This is a genomic window from Streptomyces sp. NPDC031474 (assembly GCF_055581185.1).
In genome coordinates this window covers 1-4,701 of record NZ_JBVIJX010000067.1, presented here as the reverse complement: position 1 = coordinate 4,701, position 4,701 = coordinate 1, and the positions used below count along the sequence as shown (strand labels likewise).

General features: G+C 69.6%; 3 protein-coding genes and 1 pseudogene. All 4 read left to right on the top strand.

Annotated elements, in window-relative coordinates; all coding sequences use genetic code 11:
* Positions 1-141: pseudogene (locus ACZ5SK_RS48375) on the top strand (NADH-quinone oxidoreductase subunit B); the annotation flags it as partial.
* 208 nt (positions 142-349) lie between these two features.
* Positions 350-1,732: an NADH-quinone oxidoreductase subunit NuoF gene (gene nuoF, locus ACZ5SK_RS48370; RefSeq protein WP_468578098.1), complete on the top strand. Its 1,383-nt coding sequence runs from the start codon at positions 350-352 to the stop codon at positions 1,730-1,732.
* Positions 1,729-4,254: an NADH-quinone oxidoreductase subunit G gene (locus tag ACZ5SK_RS48365; protein ID WP_361710811.1), complete on the top strand. Its 2,526-nt coding sequence runs from the start codon at positions 1,729-1,731 to the stop codon at positions 4,252-4,254. Before nuoF ends, ACZ5SK_RS48365 begins: the two co-directional genes overlap by 4 nt.
* Positions 4,251-4,701 (top strand): NADH-quinone oxidoreductase subunit H (locus ACZ5SK_RS48360; protein ID WP_468578096.1); only part of this gene is annotated, 451 nt, incomplete at its 3' end. The genes ACZ5SK_RS48365 and ACZ5SK_RS48360, both read left to right, overlap by 4 nt.

The window sequence follows — 4,701 nt, the reverse complement described above, 5'->3', positions numbered from 1 at the left end:
CTGATGGACGCGATCCTCAAGCTCCACCACAAGATCCAGAACTCCAAGCTGGGCGTGAACGCCGAGGAGGCGGCCCGCGAGGCGGAGGAAGCGGCGCTCAAGGCCCTGCCCACGATCGAGATGAAGGGGCTGCTGCGGTGAGCGACGCGAACGGCACCCATGGCGCGAGCGGCTCCTCGAACGGGGGGAACGGCTCGAACGGCGTGAACGGCTCGAACGGCGTCAGTGGCTCCGGTGGCGAGCCGTCGCTCGCCGGGCTGCGGCTCGCCAGACGGGCGACTTCGCCAGACACGAGCACCGCCCGAGGAGTGCCCGACCACCCCGCCCGGCCGGCGGAAGGAGGGGACCGGTGACTTCCGAGACCTTTGTCAAGGGGGCAGCACCAGAGAAGCTGCTCGCGCCGGTACTGACGGCCTTCTGGGACGAGGAGAGGTCCTGGACGCTGGACGTCTACCGGCGGCACGAGGGCTATGAGGGGTTGCGCAAGGCCCTGGCCATGTCGCCGGACGACGTGATTGCCTACGTCAAGGACTCGGGCCTGCGCGGCCGCGGCGGCGCCGGGTTCCCCACCGGCCTGAAATGGGAGTTCATCCCGCAGGGCGACGGCAAGCCGCACTACCTCGTGGTCAACGCCGACGAATCGGAGCCGGGCACCTGCAAGGACATCCCACTTCTCTTCGCGAACCCGCACAGCCTCATCGAGGGCATTGTGATCGCGTGTTATGCCATCAGGTCGTCTCATGCCTTCATCTATCTGCGTGGTGAAGTCGTTCCTGTGCTGCGGCGGTTGCACGAGGCCGTGCGCGAGGCCTACGCGGCGGGCTACCTCGGCGAGAACATCCTGGGCAGCGGACTCGACCTCGACGTCATCGTGCACGCGGGCGCCGGCGCGTACATCTGCGGTGAGGAGACCGCGCTCCTTGACTCCCTGGAAGGCCGCCGCGGCCAGCCCCGTCTGCGTCCCCCTTTCCCTGCGGTCGCGGGTCTTTACGCATGCCCCACCGTGGTCAACAACGTCGAGTCGGTCGCGTCGGTTCCCGCGATCCTGAACAGGGGCAAGGAGTGGTTCAGGTCGATGGGGAGCGAGAAGTCCCCGGGCTTCACGCTCTACTCGCTCAGCGGCCATGTCGCCAGCCCCGGCCAGTACGAGGCCCCGCTCGGCATCACCCTGCGTCAACTCCTCGAGATGAGCGGCGGTATGCGGCCGGGTCACCGGCTCAAGTTCTGGACGCCGGGCGGCTCCTCGACGCCGATGTTCACCGACGAGCACCTCGACGTCCCTCTTGACTACGAAGGGGTGGGCGCCGCGGGTTCCATGCTCGGAACAAAAGCGCTGCAGTGCTTCGACGAGACGACCTGCGTCGTGACCCGCTGGACCGAGTTCTACGCCCACGAGTCCTGCGGAAAGTGCACCCCGTGCCGCGAAGGCACGTACTGGCTCGTGCAGTTGCTGCGGGACATCGAGGCCGGCAAGGGCGCCCTGTCCGATCTCGACAAGCTGGGCGACATCGCCGACAACATCAACGGCAAGTCCTTCTGCGCCCTCGGCGACGGCGCCGCCTCGCCGATCTTCTCCTCGCTCAAGTACTTCCGCGAGGAGTACGAGCGGCATGTCACCGGCGGGTACTGCCCCTACGACCCCCGGAAGTCCACCGCCTGGGCCGGTCGGCACCGGGCCAGGCGGTCGTCCGTCCGTCCTCCCGCCCAGCCGAAGGAGGGGATCGCTCCATGACCGTCGCGACCGGCACTCCCTCCGGGACGGCTCCTGCCCAGCCGCCGCAGGACCTCGTCAAGGTCACCATCGACGGGATCGAACTGCAGGTGCCCAAGGGAACCCTGGTCATCCGAGCTGCCGAGATGATCGGCATTCAGATCCCCCGGTTCTGTGACCATCCGCTGCTCGACCCCGCCGGCGCCTGCCGCCAATGCGTCGTCGAGGTGGTGGGCCAGCGCAAGCCGTTGGTCTCGTGCGCGACCACGGTGAGCGAGGGGATGGTCGTGAGGACCCAACTGACCTCGCCCGTCGCCGACAAAGCCCAGCGCGGGGTGATGGAGCTGCTGCTCGTCAACCACCCGTTGGACTGCCCGGTCTGTGACAAGGGCGGCGAGTGTCCGCTGCAGAACCAGGCGATGTCGGCCGGTGTCCCGGACACGCGCTTCGACGGAGTCAAGCGGACCTTCCCCAAGCCGATCAACATCTCCACTCAGGTACTTCTGGATCGCGAGCGGTGCGTGCTGTGCGCCCGCTGCACCCGCTTCTCCCAGCAGATCGCCGGCGACCCCTTCATCGATCTCATGGAGCGCGGCGCGCTGCAGCAAGTGGGCGCTGGTGAGGGCGGGCAGTTCCAGTCGTACTTCTCCGGCAACACCGTCCAGATCTGCCCCGTTGGCGCGCTGACATCCGCTGCGTACCGCTTTCGGTCACGTCCGTTCGACCTCGTCTCCTCGCCGAGCGTCTGCGAGCACTGCGCCGCGGGCTGCGGGATGCGCACCGACCACCGGCGAGGCAAGGTGCTGCGACGGCTTGCGGGCGACGACCCGGACGTCAACGAGGAGTGGAACTGCGACAAGGGACGCTTCGCGTTCCGCTACGCGCAACTGCCCGACCGGCTCACGACCCCGCTGGTACGGGATGCGCGTACCGGTGAGCTGCAGACGGCGAGCTGGCCCGAGGCGCTGCACGCTGCCGCTGCCGGACTCCTCACCGCGCGTGACCGGGCCGACGGGGGCCAACCCGCTGGTGTGGGAGTCCTGGTAGGCGGCCGAGCCACGATCGAGGATGCCTACGCTTACGCGAAGTTCGCCCGGGTGGCACTCGGTACCCATGACGTCGACTTCCGGGTCCGCCCGCACAGCGGCGAGGAGGCCGACTTCCTGTCCGTCGCCGTCGGCGGGCGCGGCATCGACGTGGACGGCACCGGGCTGACCTACCGCGATCTGGAGGCCGCACCGGCTGTGCTGCTCGTGGGCTTCGAGCCGGAGGAGGAGTCGCCGATCGTCTTCCTGCGGCTGCGCAAGGCGGCGCGCAAGGGCCTGCAGGTCTTCTCGATCACCACCCATGTCTCCCGGGGACTGGTCAAACTTGGCGGCACGCTGCTACCGGCCGTGCCCGGCACCGAGGCCGAGTGGCTGGACCGACTGGCGGGCAACGAGCCGCCGGTAGGGGACGGCGCCCGGGCCACCGAGCTGCTGCGCCGCCCCGGCGTGGCGATCATGGTCGGAGAACGCCTCGCCACCGTGCCGGGGGCACTCACCGCCGCTCTGCGACTTGCCGAGGCCACCGGAGCGCAGCTCGCCTGGATCCCCCGGCGCGCCGGCGAACGGGGCGCGGTGGAGGCCGGAGCCTTGCCGGGGCTGCTGCCCGGCGGACGACCCGGCAGCGATCCTGAAGCCTGTGCCGAGACCGCTGCTGTCTGGGGTGCCTCCATCCCCGCCGGACATGGCCGCGACACCAGCCAGATACTGGCGGCTGCGGCGGGCGGCAACCTCGGGGCGTTGCTGGTCGGAGGTGTGGAGACAGCAGACCTGCCGGACCCGGCCGCTGCCGAAGAGGCCCTCGACCGGGTGCCGTTCCTGGTCAGCCTGGAGCTGAGGCCTTCCGCAGTCACCACCCGCGCCGATGTGGTGCTGCCGGTCGCGGCCGTGGCGGAGAAGGCCGGCAGCTTCCTCGACTGGGAAGGCCGCATACGGCCTTTCGAGGCGGCGGTCACGCCCGATCAGCTGACCCGGCGTCCCCTGCCGTCCGACCTCAGGGTGCTCAGCATGTTGTCCGATGCCATGGACGCGTCCCTCGGCTTGCCTGACCTCGCCTCTGCTCGGCGTGAACTGGTTGCTCTCGGTCCATGGGCCGGGGGACGGCCGGACGTCCTTGCCCATCCTCCCGAGGCGCCGCCACGGCCGTGCGCCGGGCAAGCGGTGCTGGCCGGCTGGCGGCAGCTGCTGGACAACGGCGTCCTGCAGGACGGCGAGGTCCACCTCGCCGGCACCCGTTCTCCCGCGTCGGTCAGGATGTCACCCGTCACGGCCGTCGAGATCGGTGCGGTGGACGGCGGCGCGGTCACCGTGACCGGTCCCGCGGGGTCGCTCACCCTGCCGTTGGCCGCCACTGCCGACATGCCCGACCGGGTGGTCTGGGTCCCGCTCAACTCCACCGACGGTGGAGCCGCACGGGCGCTGGGGGCGGGCGCAGGCAGCGTCGTCGGCATCGCGCCGGCCGACGTCGGCGCGGGCACCACCGGCGAGGAGTCTCGATGAACCATCAGCTCACGATTCTGGCCGACCCCGAGGTCCAGCTCCAGTTCTTCGGCCGCGACCCCTGGTGGCTGGTCGTCGTCAAGGCGGTCTTCTGCTTCGCCTTCCTGATGGTGACCGTGCTGTTCTCCATCGTCTGGGAGCGCAAGGTCGTCGCCTGGATGCAGCTGCGCATCGGCCCCAACCGGCACGGTCCCTGGGGCATGCTCCAGTCCCTCGCCGACGGCATCAAGCTGATGCTGAAGGAAGACGTCATCGTCAAGCGCGCCGACAAGGTGGTGTACGTCCTTGCGCCGATCGTCGCGGCCGTCCCGGCCTTCATGGCGATCGCGGTGATCCCCTTCGGGCCGGCCGGCAACGAGATCTCGATCTTCGGCCAGCGCACCACGATGCAGCTGACCGACCTGCCGATCGCGATGCTCTACATCCTCGCGGTCGCCTCCGTCGGCA

What these genes read in the sequence shown, in the direction of transcription:
- ACZ5SK_RS48365 (WP_361710811.1), top strand. Translation starts at nt 1,729, where the DNA reads ATGACCGTCGCGACCGGCACTCCCTCCGGGACGGCTCCTGCCCAGCCG.